Below are 19,450 nucleotides of genomic sequence, written 5' to 3'. Positions count from 1 at the left end.
AAATAATAGTCATCAAGAAGCCTTATCATGACGCAAAGAAAATTCTATTACTGCAAAAAATCGTTATCAAAACGGCCGCTGTGTTGTTTTTGGGTGAAAAAAAGCCTGCATAGTGCAGGCTTCAGATCATTATAGGTTTAGTGTCATTCTACAAGCATATGCTAAAAAATCATGATTGAAATGTTGGGCTTAGCGCTCAACCTGACTGACATCACGTACCGCACCAGTATCAGCGCTGGTGGTCATAGCAGCATACGCACGTAGCGCAGGAGAGACATGACGCTCACGACTGACTGGCTTCCACGCATTGCGGCCACGTGCCTCCATTGCTTCTCGGCGTGCGGCCAACTCTGCGTCGCTCACCTGCATGTTGATGGTACGGTTTGGAATATCAATGTGAATGCTGTCGCCTTCCTCAACCAGACCAATAGCACCACCTTCAGCGGCCTCAGGGCTGGCATGACCGATTGACAAACCTGACGTACCACCAGAGAAACGACCATCCGTGAGTAGTGCGCATTCTTTACCCAGACCTTTTGACTTAAGATAAGTCGTTGGATAAAGCATTTCCTGCATCCCAGGGCCACCTTTTGGTCCTTCAAAACGAATGATGACCACGTCACCCGCGACGATTTCGTCGGCTAAAACGGCAGCGACCGCATCGTCTTGGGATTCAAAAATACGTGCACGACCGGTAAAGGTTAAAATGCTTTCATCAACGCCTGCGGTTTTGACCACACAACCTCGCTCGGCAATATTACCGTAAAGTACGGCAAGGCCACCATCTTTTGAGTAGGCATGCTTGGCACTACGAATACAACCTGACTCACGGTTGACATCGAGATTTGACCATTCTTTTGATTGTGAAAATGCCTCAGTGGTTCGTACACCACCAGGTGCTGCCAAAAAGCGTGCGCGTGCCTCATGATTGTCAGGGTTCATGATGTCCCATTTATCAATCGCTTCTTTCATTGTCTCACTATGAATGGTTGGTACGCCAGTCTTTAGTAATCCGGCACGATCAAGCTCGGCCAATAGTGCAAAGACGCCGCCCGCACGATGCACATCTTCCATATGGTATTTTTGCGAAGCTGGGGCTACTTTTGCAAGGCATGGCACACCGCGGCTTAAACGGTCAATATCGTGCATCTTAAAGTCAATTTCTGCTTCGTTCGCCGCTGCCAGTAAGTGCAAAATAGTATTGGTCGAGCCGCCCATTGCGATATCTAAGGTCATTGCATTTTCAAATGCAGCTTTGCTCGCGATTGAGCGTGGCAGCACAGAGTCATCATCTTGCTCATAGCGACGTTTGGCAAGCGAGACAATGGTGCGTCCAGCTTCTAAAAATAGCTCGCGACGCAGCGAATGGGTAGCGAGTAGCGAGCCGTTGCCTGGTAAGGCCAATCCTAACGCTTCAGTTAAGCAGTTCATTGAGTTGGCAGTAAACATACCAGAGCATGAACCACAAGTTGGGCAGGCTGAGGCTTCAATAGCAGCCACATCCTCATCACTAATGCTGTCATCAGCGGCGTCCATCATTGCATCGACGAGGTCAAGTTTACGAACAGCACTACTGTCATTACTATCAGTGTTGTGGCTCTTACCCACAGTACTGGCTAAAATTTTGCCTGCTTCCATTGGTCCGCCTGAAATAAATACCACTGGAATGTTAAGACGCATCGCGGCCATTAGCATACCTGGAGTGATTTTATCGCAATTGGAGATACACACCAATGCATCAGCGCAATGAGCATTGACCATATATTCGACAGAATCAGCAATTAGGTCACGACTTGGCAATGAGTACAACATGCCACTATGTCCCATGGCAATGCCATCATCGACCGCAATGGTATTAAACTCTTTGGCGACGCCGCCTGCTTTTTCAATTTCGCGTGCGACCAGTTGTCCAAGATCTTTTAGGTGTACATGACCTGGTACAAACTGAGTGAAAGAGTTGGCAATGGCAATGATTGGTTTGCCAAAATCGCCATCAGTCATGCCAGTTGCACGCCATAAGGCACGAGCACCTGCCATATTACGACCGCCAGTGGAGGTTTTTGAGCGATAATCCATGTGATATTCCTTACAAATAGGCGAGGTTGGTAAAAATATACATCCTCAGCTGTGATATTGATAGTGTGCTTTTTATATAGTTTGAGTACTAGTGAATTATACTAATTGATAACCATACCATTAGATATGAGTAACTAAGATAATGGAGGAGAATGGTGGTTTGATCAGAATAAAATAGACAGAAAAAGCGCTATTCAATGCGCTCTAGTATGGCTTTATCAAACCAAGGCAGCTCAGCTTTGTCCGCCTCTAACCTGACAATGACTGCCAACGCATGAGTATTCAATAACTGTTGATAGTCGCTACTGGCATCAATGGTTAGCAGGGATTCAGTCAGCGGTGCTTCAGTGCTGCGGCTTTGTTCATCGATACTTATTAACGTCTGTTTGTCATTTTTATAGAGAACATCGACACGGCCAAAAAACTGCCAGTCTTTAAAAGCGATGGTGATGGCATCTGCCTCGTTTTTGGTATAAATCTGCTGCGTTTCTTTGCCAGTATTGGTCCAGTGCAAACGTACCGCCAATTGTAATGCTTCGCTAAATACGACCAATGAGCCTATTACCTTTACATGCCAAGGGCTGGATAATAATGCTTCCTCAATGCCAATCAGCCGAGCGGCTTGACTGGCTGTCATAGAGGTATTAAATTGGGTTAATAGCGTAGGTGTTAACGGATGCGTTTGTTTAACAGCGTCATCTAAGCTGTCGTAGTGATACAAAAACGGCAGAGGTAAGTCTTGAGTGACCGTCTTTTTGATGATTTTACAGTTGTGTATCTGCCAACTGATGGCTTTATCAGCCAGTGCTTCTGCTAGGATAATGGCATTGGGATCAATTTTCTGAGAGCTGCTTTCAGCTGTTGATTGAGCCAGTTCAGCATTATTAAGCACAGAGGTATTAGGCACATCGCTATCCGCTAAAAATGTCTTATTATTGGGTGCTACATAAGTGTCAGTATTATCTAGGCTATCTAATGTATTGGTCGGCAAGGCAGTCAAATCCATAAAAAGTGTGTCATCAAAGTAGGGCACTAATATAACATTTTAAGCGCCTGACTCGCCAATAAATTAGTGAGCCATACTGCACGCATACGGTTTATGGTTTTTATGACCCAGACTATGCTACCTTGTGCTCAAGTGGTATTTCGTCCACTATAATGAAGACGAATCCACTCTAAAAATTGTTAAATAACTATTAATTAATCAATAAATAACCAAAGGAACAAAAATGACTCAAGCCACTCAACAGACTGTTTATGACGACAACAACATTTTTGCCAAAATGTTAAATGGTGATATCCCTTATCATAAAGTCTATGAAGATGATAAAACGCTAGCTTTTATGGATATCATGCCACAAGCAAAAGGCCACGTACTGGTTATACCTAAGCAAAAAGCCATTGATTTGGCAGGTCTTGAACCTGAGTATGCTGCGGCTGTTTTGATGACTTGCAAAAAAGTGATGCGAGCACAGCGTCAGGTATTTGAGCGTGAAGGCATCATTCAGATGCAGTTAAATGGCGCACAAGCTGGGCAGACGGTTTTTCATTATCATGTGCATCTGATACCATCGAGTATCCATGAGTTAGGTCGTCATGCTGTGACACAAGTAGAGAGCAATCAACTGGCTGATATGGCTAAAAAGCTTGCTACGGCTATCGAAAGTTAATTCCATTGAAGGCTTATTATTAGCCTAATGATCAGCTTTTCCTATAATGAGTCGAAAGGCAGCTTACTAGCTGCCTTTTTTATTGTTTAGTAATATTGATGTAATGTTCGTTAAAGTAATGTTACAAAACTAAGGCTTATCTGGGGTTTAGGGAAAGAGTGTGATAAATATTAGAGCGACTTGAATAAACTCACCGATAATATTATCTTTCATTGTTACTCTTTTGAGGAAATTATTTTTTATGAGTAAATTACCTCGCTCCACCATTTTGCTGCCAGTCTTCGTACCCGCAGCTGCTATTATGCTGTTGCTAGTGATTGGCACCGCTATCAATCCAGAAGCGGCTGGCGAGTTATTTAGTACTGTACTGGCGTTTACCACCGATACTTTCGGTTGGTTTTATATGTTGGCAGTTGCTATATTTTTGATGTTTATTATTGCCTTAGCGTTTTCGCCCTATGGCAGTATCAAGCTTGGCCCTGACCATGCCGAAGCTGAGTATAAATTTCTTGAATGGTTTGCGATGTTGTTTTCTGCAGGTTACGGCATAGCATTACTATTTTATGGGGTGGCAGAGCCGGTATTACATTTTGCCAGTCCGCCGATATCTACACCGCAAACGATTGAAGCGGCAAAAGAAGCCATGCAAATTGCCTATTTTCATTGGGGCTTTCATATTTGGGCGATTTATGGCGTAGTCGGTTTGTCGCTGGCATATTTCTCTTTTCGTCATGGACTTCCGTTGTCCGTACGTTCAACGCTATATCCGCTCATTGGTGATAAAATTTATGGCCCTATCGGACATACGGTCGATGTATTTGCGATTGTGGGTACGATGTTCGGTATCGCCACCAGTCTAGGACTGTCAGTAGCACAAATTAACGCTGGACTAAATTATTTGCTACCAAATATGGTGCCAGTGAGTACGACGGTACAGGTCATCATCATTGCGTTAGTGACAGCAGCGGCTTTAGTATCTGTGTTAGCCGGTATGGATAAGGGCGTAAAGCGGTTGTCCATCTTAAACATGCTATTAGCAACAGCACTGATGTTGTTTGTCTTTATCGTAGGTCCATCGATATTTATTCTGAATGCTTTCATGGAAAATACGGGAAGCTACTTGGGTAATATCGTTGAGCGTACTTTTAGCTTGCAAGCCTATCAATCCAGTGATTGGATCGGTAGTTGGACATTGTTTATCTTTGCATGGACAATTGCATGGGCGCCTTTTGTGGGTCTATTTATTGCCAAAATCAGCCGTGGCCGTACCATTCGTGAGTTTGTGCTTGGTGTGATGCTGGTGCCAACATTCTTTACTTTCTTCTGGTTTGCAGTCTTTGGTGATACCGCTCTCCATATGATTATGGTTGATGGTTATGACTCACTTATTAGCGAAGTGCAAAATAACCAAGCAATCGCTTTGTTTAAATTATTAGAAAACCTACCATTTACTCAGATCGTATCTTCGTTGACAGTTCTGTTAATTATTACCTTCTTTGTAACGTCATCGGATTCAGGGTCATTAGTTATTGATTCGCTGGCGGCAGGTGGACGTAGTGACACACCATGGTGGCAACGTTCATTTTGGGTGATCACTGAAGGCGCAGTTGCTGCGGTTTTACTGATAGCGGGTGGTTTAAGCGCTCTACAGACAGCAGCGATTGTTAGTGCGTTACCGTTTGCGATTATTATATTGATTTCGACATTTGGTATGTGGCGCGCGCTACGGATTGAAGGACATCGCAATCAAAGTTTGGCCAATGACAATCATTTGCCGCCTCATTTACTCAAACTCGACGCATGGCGTGATCGTATCGATTATATGACCAATCAGCCAACGCGCGAGAAAGTCCTGAGTTATATCAAAGGAACAGTCGTAACCTCGATGAATGAAGTGGCAGAGAAGTTTGCAGAAACAGGCTGGCTACCTGATGTCAATTATGATGAAGTCAATAATCGTGCTGTACTGGAATTAAGACGTGGCGATAATGTTGAATTCTGGTATGAGGTTCGTTTATCAGAGCACGATGTGCCTAATTATTATGTGGATGATAAGGCAGGTAGTGTGCCACAAGAGCATCATTATCGTGCTGAGGTTTATCTGCGCCGTGGTGGTCAAACCTATGATTTGTATGGTTATCAATCAGAATCTATCATTAATGACATCATCGACCAGTTCGAAAAATATCTACATTTCTTAAACATGGCACCTGATAGTCTGCCGTGGCGTATGCAAGAGCATGATGAAGATATCACGTTGGAACAGGGTAGTGTGTTTGACAAATAATGGGCTTCATGGTTAAAAATTAGTGTCTATCAGCGCAAGTTATTAATGTGAATAGCTTGCATTATATGTACGATTCCTTAGAATAACGGCTTGTTCCTATCGTGATACAAGCTGTTTTTATGCCTAATAACTCTCCCGTTGTATTCTCGTCTTCACCTGTCGCTGATCATCCATTGTTGCAGCCATTAAACATCGGTGGTCTAACGATTGAGAACCGTCTCATGGTTGCACCCATGGCAGGCGTAACGGACAATCCTTTTCGCCGATTGTGTAAATCGTTCGGTGCTGGTCACGCGGTCAGCGAAATGATTATCGCTGATACGGCGCTGTATGCCCGCAAAAAATCACTTTATCGCGCCAATTTCGATAATGAGATTGCGCCAATTTCTGCGCAAATAGCGGGTGCTGAGCCAGATAAGCTTGCGGAAGCTGCCCGCTACCAGATCGATAATGGCGCCCAAATTATCGATATCAATATGGGTTGTCCTGCCAAAAAAGTCTGTCGTAGGCTGGCAGGTTCTGCATTATTGCAAGACGAAGATTTGGTTGCCCGTTTGTTAGATGCGGCGGTAAATAGCGTAAATGCTCCCGTGACGTTAAAGACACGATTGGGTTTTGAAAATGGTCGAGAGAATATTTTACGCGTCGCAAAGCGAGCAGAGCAAGCAGGTATTGCAGCGATTGCCATTCATGGACGTACGCGTGAGGATATGTATACAGGTGAAGCGCGCTATGAGCTGATACGAGAAGTCAAAGAAAGTATTAGCATCCCAGTCATCGCCAATGGTGATATTGATAGTGCGCAAAAAGCCCAGCGCGTTTATGAATTAACGGGCTGTGATGCGGTGATGATTGGGCGGGCGGCACAAGGACAGCCGTGGATATTTCGTGATATTGGACATTTTTTACGTACGGGCGAAAGTCTGGATGCCCCTAGTGTTAGTGAGATAAAAGATATTGTACTGGCGCATTTACAAGAGCTGTATGATTTTTATGGCGAATATTCTGGCTGCCGTATAGCCCGCAAGCATATTGCGTGGTATACCACTGGCATCCGCAATTCCAATGCTTTTAGGCAGGCGATGTATGGTGAGGAAAGTACGGCTGGACAGTTTCGGGTAGTTGAGGCTTTTTTACACGAGCATGAGTAGTAGGGCTTTATCCAATTGATATGTGTCAATGGCTTAGGAGCGTCATATTTTATCAGCCTGCGGTGTGTTTAACCTTTTTTCAGATGCAGATTTTTTGCTTTGCCATGGAAAACGACCTTCAAGCTCCACTTGCAGCGATAGACTCAAAAAGGTACGTATTAATACAATAAAGCCAAGTACCAGCACATCTTTTAGTGTCGGCTCAGTGACCACTGTTGCCATGATATCAGCGGCAATTAGCACCTCAAGCCCCAGCAAGATAGATTTACCGACCGCTTGTCTGATACTCACATACGTTTCATCAGTAAAGTGACCAAGCGATGAAATGGTTTTATAAAATGCATAAATCAAGCCTAAAACCATAATCATCACTCCAACAAATTCAATGATTTTGGCAATAGAGTCAATATATTGGGTTAAGATTTCTATCAAAGCATATTCTCCTCGTTACCAGTCAGCAAAAAGTATAATAACAAGTACTGTCGCTATTATATGTCTACAAACCTCCAAAATCTTCAAATTAACCACCTGCGTCTGATGTTTTGTTCACTTTACATTCTGTTTTTTGCTATTCTATAAATAAATATTAATTAAAATAGAACAAGTGAAAAGGACTTTTTATGGCTAATCCCTCGAAAAAAACAATAACCAAAACCGTTCAAGATAAAAATATCATCATCACCGGTGCCTCAAGTGGTATTGGTGAACGCACTGCCTTTTTGCTTAGTGAGTGCGGTGCTCATGTTATTTTATTGGCACGTACCGAAGACAAGTTAAAGATGGTCAAAGAAAACATCGAAGCACTTGGTGGCAAAGCCAGTTATTACCCGTGTGACCTCACTGACATGGATGATATTGAGGAAACCAGTAAAAAAATTCTTGAAGATTTTCAGCATATTGATGTATTGGTGAATAATGCGGGTCGATCGATTCGTCGTTCAGTGCATGAGTCAGTCAATCGTTTTCATGACTTTGAGCGTACCATGGATGTTAACTACTTTGGTGCGGTCAAAATCATTCTTGGTTTTCTGCCGACGATGATTGGACGTCGAACTGGTCAAATCGTCAATATTTCCTCAATCGGTGTCTTGGCAAATAGCCCGCGGTTCTCAGCGTATGTCGCATCTAAGTCTGCACTGGACGCCTTTAGTCGTTGTTTAGCGGCTGAAGTCAAAGGTGACAATATTAAAGTAACCAATATTTTTATGCCATTGGTACGTACGCCGATGATTGCGCCTACCAAGCTTTATCGTTATATGCCTGCGCTAATGCCGGATGAAGCCGCGATGATGGTAGCAAAAGCGATTGTTCATAAGCCAAACAGTATTGCCAGTAATATGGGTAAATTTGCCTCGGCCAGCTATTCATTGGTGCCAGCTTTTAATGTGGGTGTTCAGTCGATTGGCTATCGGATTTTTCCGAGTTCGACTGCCGCCCAAACGACGGACAGTAAACCCAACTTCGCTCAGCGTGCCTTCGCCAAAATTCTTCCTGGTGAGCATCATTAAAACAGGGGTTTTATTAGCCTCGAGATAAAACAAAAAAGGATACTGCGGTATCCTTTTTTAATGCCTAAAAAAGTACATTAATGTTTATATAAATGGGTAAAAAATTAGAGTTCTTTGGGCTATTTAATTGTTAGGAATACGAGATTATAAGGTTTTTTGTTTTTAGCGGCTTATTATGATCAAAATCTATTCATCACTATTTAATATAATGTCTGTTATATTAGGCATGTCCTCAATTTAATCGATAATCATTTAAATGGAATAAAAATGGCTAAATTTTGCCAAACTGCGTCAAATAGCTAGGTAATATCTGCGCTATTTTCCTTGTTTGACGGCAATTTATCTCATTTTTATCACCATTTTTGAAATGAGGACACGCCCTAATAAAAGTCATCTTTACAGTTAAAAGAAAAACACTTAGCGGTATATGCGGGCTTAAAAATGAGGTATTTTCACCTTTAACTCGATACTTATTTTCTGTTGCGCTTGCGTCTTGGCCAATACCGTTAATGCCACACCAACGTACTGACTACTAAAAACATCCTTTTCATCGATACCTTTATATTCCTGCTCATTATTAGAAATGACAGATTTGCGCCAAAAGAAGAAAGTAATTATACATATAAATAATTGCATACATAAATTTACATATCAATATAAAATAGGAGTGGGCTACTACACTCCTAAACAATCTAATTAATATTAGGTAATTAACGTAACGTATACACGAGTTTTCAGTATTCCAAAAATTTTAGATTATTTTAGGAGTAAATGCGAATGATTAAGAAAATACAATCTATTTTTAGTAGAAAACCTAAGAGAATGGCTACTGAGGATTTCAGTTCGCCAACATTCATAAACGCTAAAATTTTAGAGGCACATGCAGTCAATTGTGGCTGTGGCTATATAGCAATTCCTACTGGAGAAAAAGGAAATACTTATAAATGTGTCAAATGTAACGAATCGGCTAATGGCCCAAAATATAACTTAGGAAAAAGAGTTATTCACTACGAAGCTTCTTCTAACCCATTACCTAAAAGTCCCAATGAACTACTCAATATGGATTTTTATGATGATGCTGTAGAGCTTTTAAAACATAAAAGATGATAGTAATAAATAGAAAAAATTATTTTGGCAGAGTGAAAAAAGACAACAGAAATCGTAGCGAAAATGGTAAAATAGAAATATTTACCAACTAGATAGGAAGGAGTAAAAAGATTTAGGAGTTAACTGCACCAAGGATAGTGACTACAGTCCAAGCAACCTAGAGCAGCTGCTAAATACAAAAAATTTGCTATAATTTAGATGAGGAATAGGCCAAATCTTCAAATGTCAAAAAGGCCGCAGCTCATCGGTAGACTGTTTTACCTGAAGTATGATAATCCAGTATTTTGGTACTTAACCAAATACCCGCCACAATATCCAAAACAGTCCTAGCATAACTATCGCAATAACGAATAGTCGTTTTAACCAATAAGGCAGTAGCGGTTTTTTGTAGCCTAAGTTGTTAAGCTGACTATCAACTCCCTCTTGCAAGCTTTTGAAACCTCGACTCTGCTTAGTGGTTTTGATACGGTTTTTGATCAGAGGGTCGAGATCATCATCAGACTCTTGTTCTCTATCAAAACTAATAGCGTGGTTAGAGATGCCTTGTTTGCTCGCGATCGTATTGAGTTTCTGCTGCTGTTCCACCTTTAATTTGGTTTCATAGGCATCAATCCGTAGCTTGGCTTCATCCATACTGATATTTTCGTCGGCCGCCAATGTTTTGATGGCCATCACTAAGTTGTTTTTTTCGATCATCATGATGACCGCTTTTGGCAATTTTGTACTGACGGATTTTGAGCTGGGGTCGGGGTTAAACATGATTGTCCTTATGGCGGCATAAATCTATAAATGTCGTAAACTTACGAATATATGGTACAGTTTATTATAACCATTTTACGCACCTAACATCCAAGCAAAAAAATACCGCAATCACGATGACTGCGGTATTTTAATAGCAACTATCTGTATTAGCATAAATGCCAATTATTGATAACTTACAGGTCTTTCCAGCGCTGGATAGACTCTTTAATGACTTCTTTGGCTTCTGCTACGTCACCCCAAGATTCGACCACAGTCGTGCCTGCTTTTTTCAGGTCTTTATAGTGGCTAAAATGGAACTCTAATTGGTTGATAAGCTGCTTTGGCAGATCATCTAAGCTGTTGTAAGCATTGCCTGTATCACGGTCATCAGCAGGTACGACAACAATCTTATCGTCGACTTCACCATCATCAACGAACTTCATCACACCGATGACTTTGGCTTTTAAGAAAATACCCGTCGGTAGCGGTTGCTCAGTCAATAACAATACGTCAAGCTCATCGCCATCTTCGTCAAGGGTTTGCGGGATAAAACCATAGTTACAAGGCTTAGCAAAAATTTGTGGATCAATACGATCAAGCTCAAATACAGCCAATTCGCGATTCCACTCAATTTTATGGCTACTACCAGCTGGTATTTCTACTACTACGTTGATGATGCCGCCATCTACGTCGCCTGCGTCCAAAATTTTGTTAAAATCTGCCATAAAGTGCTCCAATTTGCTTTTGTTTTAGGTGTTTGAATAAGAGAGTTCAGCTAGGGACGTCGCAAGATTATTGCGGCATCCGATTTGTACTGCATGTGATTATAACAAGTTTGGCTTGAGTTTTCTCACAATGCTTAAGTCTAAGCAGGCAAGATATTATGCAAAAACGGACTCAAAGAAATCACTTAGGCGCAATCGATCGCAATTCAATCAGCCCAGCATGCCGTTTGGCAATGTTGTCGATGAGCTTTTGGGTCACTTGTTCATAGCTTATAGAGTGTCGCGTTTGCTGACTATCGATAGGATTACCAATAGGTTTATCTGCATTAGTATTGATATCGTCACTTATATCACGATTCATCGCTACAAAATCCGACAGCCGTAACATTTGCATGCCAGCATAACCGCAGGGATTGATGGCGTTAAACGCTGATAAGTCGCAATCTAAATTAATTGCGATGCCATGGTAACTAAAGCCATGCTTGATCTTGAACCCAAGTGAGGCCATTTTGCCCAGCATAATCGTGTTATCAGTGGAGGCATCAGCAGCATCGGTCTCACCATTACGTTGGTTAGGCATATCAGCATACAAGTAAACGCCCGGCGCATCACGGCGTGCGCGTGCGCTGATGTTGGCATTGTCAGAGGAGGCGGTATCGAGCAAGCACTCATTGATAACATCTTCGATCGCTTGTTCAGCGTGAGAAACCAAATTGCGCACACTCCAGCTCAAGCTGTCCAAATCAAACAACCAGTAGATAACCAATTGCCCATGACCGTGCCAAGTCACCTGACCACCGCGATCGGTTTTGATGATAGGCGTGTTGGTTCGTTGCAAAATATGCTCTTCTTTACCTGCTTGGCCAAGCGTATAGACGTCATTATGATCGACAATCCATAGTTCGTCAGGCGTGCGCAGTCCTTGCTGCTTTTTTAAATCAATACGCGCTAGGGTGCGCGCTAACATTGCATCGAGAGTCGTCACATAGTCAGCCGCTGACAGAGATTTACGGATAAGTGTGTCGTTAAGGGGTTGCGTGGTATTTTGCATGAGAGTAGTAATCTTATTATTGCCGATTTTAAAAACTGGTTATCGATGTAGTGTGTGGCTGTTTTAAAGACAGTCGCACAAAACTATATCTTATCATTACCTCACCTCCAGAAATACGCGTAATGAAGAAAAATTCAAAAACATCTGCTCACACTTTCTTGTTTCATACAGACGCAATAGTTAACGTAATCTACTGTTCATTGAACAATCGATGCGCTACATTAAAGTATAATGAACGGAATCTGATGAATTTTATGGTCAGGGCAAGCTAGCAAAGTGAGCATCTGACTAGAAGTACGCAGTCTTTTCCCCAATGTAGCCTGTGAACACCAACGCATATGACAAGGAAGATCAATGACAGACAATAATCAAACCCTCAATGAGCAAACTTCAAACGCGACGGATCTTGTGCAGCGACAAGCGCTCAAAGTCCTGAGCACAGCCAATACGATTGAGGAGATGCAAGCGCAGTTTTCGCGTTTACAGACACTAAGCCGCACACAACCGATCAATGATTGGGGCACTCGCGAAACCCAATTAGACAATCTAGAAATTATGTTGAGCGATAATCAAGAAAGTTTTGCGAAAGCAATCAGTGCAGACTTTGGCTATCGTAGCGAATCAGAGACCCAGTTCGCCGAGCTGTTCCCCAGCTTTACAGGTATCAGCCATGCCAAGAAACATGGCAAAAAATGGATGAAAGCTCAGCGCGTCTCTATTTCAGCGCTCTATAGGCCCGCTCATAATGAGATTCAGCCACAGCCATTAGGAGTGGTCGGTATTATGGTGCCTTGGAACTATCCGCTGTTTTTGGCGATAGGGCCGATGATTGATGCGCTCACGGCGGGCAATCGAATCATGATTAAAATGAGTGAGGCCGCTCCGCAATTTGCCCAAACGTTTGCTGATGCGATTGCGCGCTATTTTTCACCTGATATGATTTGTGTGGTGCTGGGCGAAGTTGATATCGCTGCTGCTTTTAGTGAGCTGCCTTTTGATCATCTGCTTTATACTGGCTCCACTGCTGTGGGCAAAAAGGTCATGGCTGCTGCCGCACCGAATTTAACGCCAGTGACCCTCGAGCTTGGTGGTAAGTCACCAGTCATTGTATTAGAGGATGCTAATTTAGAGTCCGTGGTCAATCGCGTGATGATGGGCAAAACCTTGAATGCTGGTCAAACCTGTATCGCCCCTGACTATGTGTTGATTCAGCGTCAGTATCATGAGCAATTTATTAATCTAGCAAAAGAGTGGATGGCTAAGCACTATCCCAATATTGAGAAAAACCCAGATTACTCGCGCATCATCAATGGTGAGCAGTTTAAGCGCGTAAAAGGCTATTTGGATGCGTTATCAGGTGAAGAAATACATGAGCTTACCGACGTTAAGGCTAATATAGAAACGCGCCTCATGCCGCCAGTGATTGTGAGTGAGCCTGCTGCTGAGAGTGAGGTGATGCAGGACGAGATTTTTGCGCCGATTTTGCCGCTGATGCATTATGAGACGCTTGATGATGCCATCCAATTTGTGAATTCACGTCCACGGCCATTGGCGCTATATGTCTTTGGTGATAGCCACAGAGGGATAGAAAAGGTACGTAATAATACAGTCTCTGGTGGCCTATGTATTAATGAAGTGATTATGCATGTCGCGCAGCATGATTTACCGTTTGGTGGGGTTGGAGACTCTGGTACGGGTGCTTATCATGGTAAAGCAGGATTTGAGCGTTTAAGCCATATGAAACCTGTCTTTGTACAAACCAAACTCAATGGTATGGGTTTATTGTTGCCTCCCTACGGTGGGCTATTCAAAAAGGCCATGGCACTGTTTTTAAAGTAAACGTTTCTAAAATCAGCGTGTTGAAATAGCCATTTTGAAATAATAACTTTAAAGTAATCATTTTAAAGTCATTATTTTAAAGTAACCGTATTGAATAGGACAGACCATGCGCCAATGGATTGCGTTAAGTTTACTGTGTATGAGTGCGTTGTTACTGCCCATATCGGCTTCTGCCGCTTGCGAATCACCAATCAAATTTGGTGCGCTGACATGGGAGAGCGGTCAGTTCATCTCTGGTGTGCTCAAATACATCGCTGAAGATGGCTATGACTGCACGGTTGAAGAGGTACCGGGGGCAGGGCCTGCACTTGAGACCGCCTTGTCACAGAATGATATCCAAGTTATTGGCGAGCAGTGGGTTGGACGCTCCCCAATCATGGAGCAAGCCATTGAAGCAAATAAGGTAGCAGTCATTGGCGATACGCTCAAAGGCGGTGCAACCCAAGGCTGGTATGTGCCAAGCTATGTACTAGAAGAAAATCCCGGTCTCCGCAGCTATCAAGATCTGCCTAAATATGCTGAGCTATTTAAAGACCCTGAAAACCCGAGCAAATCACGCTTCATGAACTGTCCGTCTGGTTGGACATGTGAGATTTTTAATACGCGTCTACTCAAAAATACAGGTTTGGACAGTATCTTTAACAACGCTCAGCCTGGTACTGGGGCGGCGCTTGATGCCGAGATTGCCTCTGCTTTTGAGCAGCACAAACCGCTATTATTTTATTACTGGCAGCCGACTGGCTTGATGGCGAAATATGACTTTGCGCCATTAGAGTTTCCTGCCCATGACGACGCCTGTTGGCAAGATTTATTACGGGCGGATGGCACATCCGATTGCGTTTCTGGATTTCCTGTATCCCCTTTAGGTATTGCGGTCTCTACGCCATTTATCGATACCAATCCTGAGCTGGCAGAGGTATTCAAAAAAGTCCAGTTCACCTCTGATGCGCTCAATGGTGCTATTTTGGAGATGAGTGAAAATAAACGTAGCGGAGAAGAGCAAGCTTTAGTATTTTTACGGGAAAATCCAAAGGTTTGGCAATCGTGGTTGTCTGAAGAAGCGGCCACCAATCTTGCGGCTAACTTGGGTGTTAGTTTAACAGGCGCTGCTGTCGTTAACACTGGTGTCGTTAATAACAATGCCGCCAATGATAATCCATTTGGTCTGTCATCACGCTTTCCTTCTTGGTCACTTGAGACCCCACTGAATAATACCTTAGCAAGCGTCGTCCGAAATTATGGGGACGTGTTTCGTACGATTAGTACGATGGCACTGACGTATCTATTGCTACCGATTGAGCGTCTATTAACCGTTATTCCTCCATGGTTGATTATTGCGCTGGTGACTGTGTTGGCTTGGTTCGGCGTACGCAAGATTTGGTTTGCGCTGGCATGCGGCGCGGGACTGTTTTTAATTGGGGCGTTTGGACTATGGGGCGCATTGATTGATACCTTGGCACTGCTCATCGTCTCGGTGTTGGTCACAGTGGTGATTGGTATTCCTATTGGCATTGCTATGTCAGGCAGTAAGCTACTGCGCAAGGTTGTAACGCCTATATTGGATGTGATGCAGACCATGCCAAGCTTTGTTTATCTGATACCAGTGTTGATGCTATTTGGTATTGGTAAAGTGCCTGCGCTATTTGCCACCATTATATATGCATTGCCGCCGCTCATTCGTTTGACAACGCTAGGTATCACGCAAGTGAATCACGAGATGGTGGAGGCAGGGCGCTCATTTGGTAGCACACATTTGCAGTTACTCATTTGGATCAAATTACCACAAGCGCTGCCCAGTATTATGGCAGGTGTCAATCAAGCGGTGATGATGTCACTTTCTATGGTGGTATTGGCGTCTATGATCGGAGCGCCGGGTCTTGGCGAGGACGTATTGCAATCGATACAAACGCTCAATATCGGTCAAGGCTTACAAGCAGGGACAGCCATTGTTATCGTGGCGATTATTATTGACCGTATTACGCAAGCATTTGGCCAAGGCAAACGCGCTCGACAAAAAACCATTGACGCTGGCAGACGGCCGATTGATTAGTTGCTTGCTAATTATTAGTAAATAACAGAATTAATGACCAACGTAACGACAACCATGCGCATAAAACCTTGTTCGTAAAACAGTGCCAATAGCGAGAACCACGATGAATCATATCCGCTTAGAGAACATCAGTAAAATCTATAATGCCAGTAGCTCGCAAGCACAGGCTGCATTGGCATTACTAGCAGAAGGTATGGATAGCAGCGAAGTAAAAGAAAAAACGGGCTATTCGGTTGGGCTTTACGATATCAATCTGGCGGTCAAGGCGGGTGAGCTGCATTGTATTATGGGATTATCAGGCTCGGGCAAATCGACATTGATACGTCATATCAATCGATTGATTGACCCAACCAGCGGTAAGATATGGGTCGATACTTCTATCAATGCAAAACCTTCTACTATGGCAAAGATAGCAGAGACTGAAACATCATCGTCGTCTATCAATATATTGGCGCTTGATGACAAAGAGCTGCAACATTATCGTCAGCAAACGGTCAGTATGGTCTTTCAGCATTTTGGCTTAGTACCACATATGACCGTCATACAGAACGTCGCTTATGGTTTGCGTGTGCGCAAAATGGGTGTCAAGGAGCGCCATGACGTTGCTCGACATTGGCTCCATGAAGTTGGGCTGTCAAACTTGGAGCGCAGTTATCCTGATGAGTTGTCAGGTGGTATGCAGCAGCGGGTTGGGTTGGCGCGGGCTTTGGCAACGGACAATCCAATTTTGCTGATGGATGAAGCGTTTTCTGCGCTTGATCCGCTGATTCGAGCCCAATTGCAAGACCAATTATTAGCGTTACAAGAGCGCTTGAATAAAACCATTGTTTTCATTACTCATGATATCGATGAAGCCGTCAAAGTAGGTCAACGCATTAGCATCTTAAATGGTGGACGTTTGGTACAAACAGGCACGCCAAGTGACTTGCGTCACAATCCAGCGGATGACTATGTGGCACAATTTATGAGTGCCAAAACTTAGGGGCTATATATGGTCGAAGCTAAATAAAACAGCTACATTATATTTCAATGTAGAACTGGTATAAATTTTTCTGGCTTCCTGTGCCTTCGCAGACAGAGGCTACGAAAAATTCATTCCAGTCCAGTCCCGCTGACTCGTTTTTATACTAAACTCACTATAGAACTCACAAATAGTCTCTGTCAGCGTCATGGTTGGATTTTATACAGCCCCTAAATATATATTCAAGCATGAGTCGTCATGTTAGCCATTTCTCTATATCGCTACTTTTGCTACGTTGTTAAAAAAGTGTAGCAGCGCACAACTTACTATTAATGTAGGCTCGACCATCGAGGTATACTGTTAAGTCTACCTAATACCAAACTCAAAAAATACGATTAGCTGCGTCAAACTCGTTTAGCCTACTGCCAACTATCATCAAGTATATGATCGCAAGACTTCGTAAAAAGGACATATCATGTCACACAAACAGATTCACAGTAATGACCACAGCAATGTTAATACATTGGCGACAAAATCACGTGCCTCATCGCGCTGGTTTAAAAACGCCCGTGCGTTTGGTATCACGACAGTATTGAGTGCAGGCATATTGGTTGCTTGTGGACAAATGAGCAGTGCGGAAAATGATGCGAGCAGTAGCACCAAATTAGGCAAGCAAAACAGCGGCGTAAACAGCTCACGTGACATGTTGCCATCTGATATGCTGGGGCAAATGCAGGCATTGCCGCAATTGACCAAAGGCTTGGGTGACACGGGGGCCGCAGTAATTGATCCTAATAAACCCACCTTGGTGAAATTTTGGGCAAGCTGGTGTCCGCTTTGTTTGGGAACGCTCGAGGAAACGGAGGAGTGGCGCACCGATCCAAAATTTGCTGATTTGAATGTCGTGACCGTGGTCAGTCCTGGTCATTTGAATGAAAAAGCGGATGGTGAGTTTGGCACTTGGTATGCTGGTGTTCAAGCAGATTATCCACAGTTACCTGTCTTGTCTGATGCGTCAGGCAAGTTGATCAACAAGCTTGGTGTGCAGGTGTATCCAAGCTGGGCGATACTTGATAAAAACGGCAATTTAGTACATTTAGTCAAAGGCAATATATCGGCAGAGCAAGCCTATGCGCTTGCCGAAAATGCCAACAACGATTTTGCTGAGCTAAAAGCGGGCACTGCCAAACCTGCAAACGCGCAAACGTTAGACAGCAACAGCAAGATTGAGACCATCAAGCAAAAAGATGGGGTTTATTATAATGACAAAGGCAAAGCGATTAACACGCGCTCAATTTATCTTGCTGGCGGCTGTTTTTGGGGCGTAGAAGCTTATATGGAGCGGGTCGATGGCGTCGTAGATGCGGTATCAGGCTACGCCAATGGTGATATGGCCAATCCAAGCTATGAGCAAGTGATTCGTGGTTCAGGACATGCTGAAGCTGTCAAAGTCACTTACGATGCGGACAAAACGGATCTGGACACTATCTTAAAATACTACTTCCGCGTGATTGATCCAACCAGCCTAAACAAGCAAGGCAATGATCGCGGAGTACAATACCGCTCAGGTGTCTACTATACTGATAAAGAAGACAAAGCAGTAATTGATGCCGCGCTTAAGCGGGTGCAAAGTCAATATAAGCAAAAAGTCGTCGTTGAAAATGAAGCGCTAGACAATTTTTATTTGGCTGAAATGTATCATCAAGATTATCTGGCAAAAAATCCAAATGGTTATTGCCATATTGACTTAAGCCTTGCCGATGACAAACCTGAAGGCACGACCCGTACCAAGCTTACTCCCGTTAGTACGGTCGCCGAGACACTAGATCCCAAACGATATGCTGGGTTTGATAAAGGTGCTTTGAAGAATACTTTGACCAAAGCACAATATAATATCACTCAAGATGCAGGTACTGAACGTGCCTTCAGCCACGAATATGATAACTTATTTGCTCCCGGTATTTATGTCGATGTCGTCAGTGGTGAGCCGTTATTTTTATCAACCGATAAATATCAATCAGGTTGCGGCTGGCCAAGCTTTACCAAGCCTATTGACATGCAAGTGATTACCCAGCATGAAGACAAAGCATTTAACATGGTGCGTACCGAGATTCGCTCACGGGTTGCTGATTCGCATCTCGGTCACGTATTCCCTGATGGTCCAAAAGATCGTGGCGGCTTGCGTTATTGTATCAACGGTGGCGCTTTGCAGTTTATTCCAGTCGATGTGATGCCGCAGTCAGGCTATGCGCCATTGGTCAAATTGGTCAAAGCGTAATTGCAT

15 protein-coding genes are annotated in these 19,450 nt (G+C 43.3%); 9 read left to right on the top strand and 6 right to left on the bottom strand.

Going from position 1 to position 19,450, the window contains the following annotated elements:
* Window positions 1-189: 189 nt before the first annotated feature.
* Together ilvD and M917_RS10285 are read right to left on the bottom strand one after the other, a co-directional pair.
* A complete protein-coding gene (gene ilvD, locus M917_RS10290) occupies window positions 190-2,076 on the bottom strand; it encodes a dihydroxy-acid dehydratase (RefSeq protein ID WP_021814774.1) in 1,887 nt (628 codons plus the stop codon).
* Window positions 2,077-2,266: 190 nt separating this feature from the next.
* On the bottom strand, window positions 2,267-3,082 hold the full coding sequence (locus M917_RS10285) for a hypothetical protein (RefSeq protein WP_021814773.1): 816 nt from the start codon (window positions 3,080-3,082) through the stop codon (window positions 2,267-2,269).
* Window positions 3,083-3,305: 223 nt separating this feature from the next.
* Between M917_RS10285 and M917_RS10280 the strand changes: the two genes are divergently transcribed.
* The 3 genes from M917_RS10280 (at window position 3,306) to dusB (ending at window position 7,184) form a co-directional block, all read left to right on the top strand.
* Window positions 3,306-3,746 (top strand): HIT family protein, encoded by a 441-nt coding sequence (locus M917_RS10280; protein ID WP_021814772.1) that lies wholly within the window; start codon window positions 3,306-3,308, stop codon window positions 3,744-3,746.
* 241 nt (window positions 3,747-3,987) lie between these two features.
* On the top strand, window positions 3,988-6,033 hold the full coding sequence (locus M917_RS10275) for a BCCT family transporter (protein ID WP_021814771.1): 2,046 nt from the start codon (window positions 3,988-3,990) through the stop codon (window positions 6,031-6,033).
* Window positions 6,034-6,152: 119 nt separating this feature from the next.
* Complete coding sequence (gene dusB, locus M917_RS10270; protein ID WP_084606231.1) at window positions 6,153-7,184, top strand: tRNA dihydrouridine synthase DusB; 1,032 nt, start codon at window positions 6,153-6,155, stop codon at window positions 7,182-7,184.
* Between the two features lie 42 nt (window positions 7,185-7,226).
* Here dusB and M917_RS10265 read toward each other — a convergent pair whose 3' ends face one another.
* Window positions 7,227-7,616, bottom strand: a complete 390-nt coding sequence (locus M917_RS10265; RefSeq protein WP_021814769.1) for a DUF1622 domain-containing protein — start codon at window positions 7,614-7,616, stop codon at window positions 7,227-7,229.
* A gap of 188 nt (window positions 7,617-7,804) precedes the next feature.
* Between M917_RS10265 and M917_RS10260 the strand changes: the two genes are divergently transcribed.
* Window positions 7,805-8,692, top strand: coding sequence for an SDR family NAD(P)-dependent oxidoreductase (locus M917_RS10260; protein ID WP_021814768.1), 888 nt, complete (start codon window positions 7,805-7,807; stop codon window positions 8,690-8,692).
* A gap of 777 nt (window positions 8,693-9,469) precedes the next feature.
* Window positions 9,470-9,799, top strand: coding sequence for a hypothetical protein (locus M917_RS10250; RefSeq protein ID WP_040642589.1), 330 nt, complete (start codon window positions 9,470-9,472; stop codon window positions 9,797-9,799).
* A 291-nt stretch (window positions 9,800-10,090) separates the two neighbouring features.
* On the opposite strand, the gene M917_RS10245 is transcribed toward M917_RS10250, so the two are convergent.
* The 3 genes from M917_RS10245 to lipB form a co-directional block, all read right to left on the bottom strand.
* Window positions 10,091-10,558: a hypothetical protein gene (locus M917_RS10245; protein WP_021814766.1), complete on the bottom strand. Its 468-nt coding sequence runs from the start codon at window positions 10,556-10,558 to the stop codon at window positions 10,091-10,093.
* Window positions 10,559-10,734: 176 nt separating this feature from the next.
* The gene (locus M917_RS10240; RefSeq protein ID WP_021814765.1) at window positions 10,735-11,265 is read right to left on the bottom strand and encodes an inorganic diphosphatase; all 531 of its coding nucleotides are present in this window, start codon (window positions 11,263-11,265) and stop codon (window positions 10,735-10,737) included.
* A 181-nt stretch (window positions 11,266-11,446) separates the two neighbouring features.
* Window positions 11,447-12,316 (bottom strand): lipoyl(octanoyl) transferase LipB, encoded by an 870-nt coding sequence (lipB, locus tag M917_RS10235; RefSeq protein WP_021814764.1) that lies wholly within the window; start codon window positions 12,314-12,316, stop codon window positions 11,447-11,449.
* A 459-nt stretch (window positions 12,317-12,775) separates the two neighbouring features.
* On the opposite strand from lipB, the gene M917_RS10230 reads away from it, so the two are divergent.
* From M917_RS10230 to msrAB, 4 genes are all read left to right on the top strand, one after another.
* Window positions 12,776-14,155 (top strand): coniferyl aldehyde dehydrogenase, encoded by a 1,380-nt coding sequence (locus tag M917_RS10230; RefSeq protein ID WP_406622050.1) that lies wholly within the window; start codon window positions 12,776-12,778, stop codon window positions 14,153-14,155.
* Between the two features lie 106 nt (window positions 14,156-14,261).
* Entirely contained in the window at window positions 14,262-16,205 is a 1,944-nt protein-coding gene (locus tag M917_RS10225; protein WP_021814762.1) for a glycine betaine ABC transporter substrate-binding protein, read from the top strand.
* 103 nt (window positions 16,206-16,308) lie between these two features.
* Window positions 16,309-17,187 (top strand): ATP-binding cassette domain-containing protein, encoded by an 879-nt coding sequence (locus M917_RS10220; RefSeq protein WP_021814761.1) that lies wholly within the window; start codon window positions 16,309-16,311, stop codon window positions 17,185-17,187.
* Window positions 17,188-17,641: 454 nt separating this feature from the next.
* A complete protein-coding gene (gene msrAB, locus M917_RS10215) occupies window positions 17,642-19,444 on the top strand; it encodes a bifunctional peptide-methionine (S)-S-oxide reductase MsrA/peptide-methionine (R)-S-oxide reductase MsrB (RefSeq protein WP_021814760.1) in 1,803 nt (600 codons plus the stop codon).
* Window positions 19,445-19,450: the final 6 nt, after the last annotated feature.

It is taken from the genome of Psychrobacter aquaticus CMS 56 (assembly GCF_000471625.1).
GTDB lineage: Bacteria > Pseudomonadota > Gammaproteobacteria > Pseudomonadales > Moraxellaceae > Psychrobacter > Psychrobacter aquaticus.
This window is presented reverse-complemented; position numbering and strand designations above follow the sequence as displayed.

Bases quoted from the DNA above. Each gene is read 5' to 3' on its own strand.
- M917_RS10275 (WP_021814771.1), top strand. From the start codon at position 3,988: ATGAGTAAATTACCTCGCTCCACCATTTTGCTGCCAGTCTTCGTACCC.
- M917_RS10285 (WP_021814773.1), bottom strand. From the start codon at position 3,082: ATGGATTTGACTGCCTTGCCGACCAATACATTAGATAGCCTAGATAAT.
- msrAB (WP_021814760.1), top strand. From the start codon at position 17,642: ATGTCACACAAACAGATTCACAGTAATGACCACAGCAATGTTAATACA.
- M917_RS10230 (WP_406622050.1), top strand. From the start codon at position 12,776: ATGCAAGCGCAGTTTTCGCGTTTACAGACACTAAGCCGCACACAACCG.
- dusB (WP_084606231.1), top strand. From the start codon at position 6,153: ATGCCTAATAACTCTCCCGTTGTATTCTCGTCTTCACCTGTCGCTGAT.
- M917_RS10225 (WP_021814762.1), top strand. From the start codon at position 14,262: ATGCGCCAATGGATTGCGTTAAGTTTACTGTGTATGAGTGCGTTGTTA.
- lipB (WP_021814764.1), bottom strand. From the start codon at position 12,316: ATGCAAAATACCACGCAACCCCTTAACGACACACTTATCCGTAAATCT.
- ilvD (WP_021814774.1), bottom strand. From the start codon at position 2,076: ATGGATTATCGCTCAAAAACCTCCACTGGCGGTCGTAATATGGCAGGT.
- M917_RS10250 (WP_040642589.1), top strand. From the start codon at position 9,470: ATGATTAAGAAAATACAATCTATTTTTAGTAGAAAACCTAAGAGAATG.
- M917_RS10240 (WP_021814765.1), bottom strand. From the start codon at position 11,265: ATGGCAGATTTTAACAAAATTTTGGACGCAGGCGACGTAGATGGCGGC.
- M917_RS10280 (WP_021814772.1), top strand. From the start codon at position 3,306: ATGACTCAAGCCACTCAACAGACTGTTTATGACGACAACAACATTTTT.
- M917_RS10220 (WP_021814761.1), top strand. From the start codon at position 16,309: ATGAATCATATCCGCTTAGAGAACATCAGTAAAATCTATAATGCCAGT.
- M917_RS10245 (WP_021814766.1), bottom strand. From the start codon at position 10,558: ATGTTTAACCCCGACCCCAGCTCAAAATCCGTCAGTACAAAATTGCCA.
- M917_RS10260 (WP_021814768.1), top strand. From the start codon at position 7,805: ATGGCTAATCCCTCGAAAAAAACAATAACCAAAACCGTTCAAGATAAA.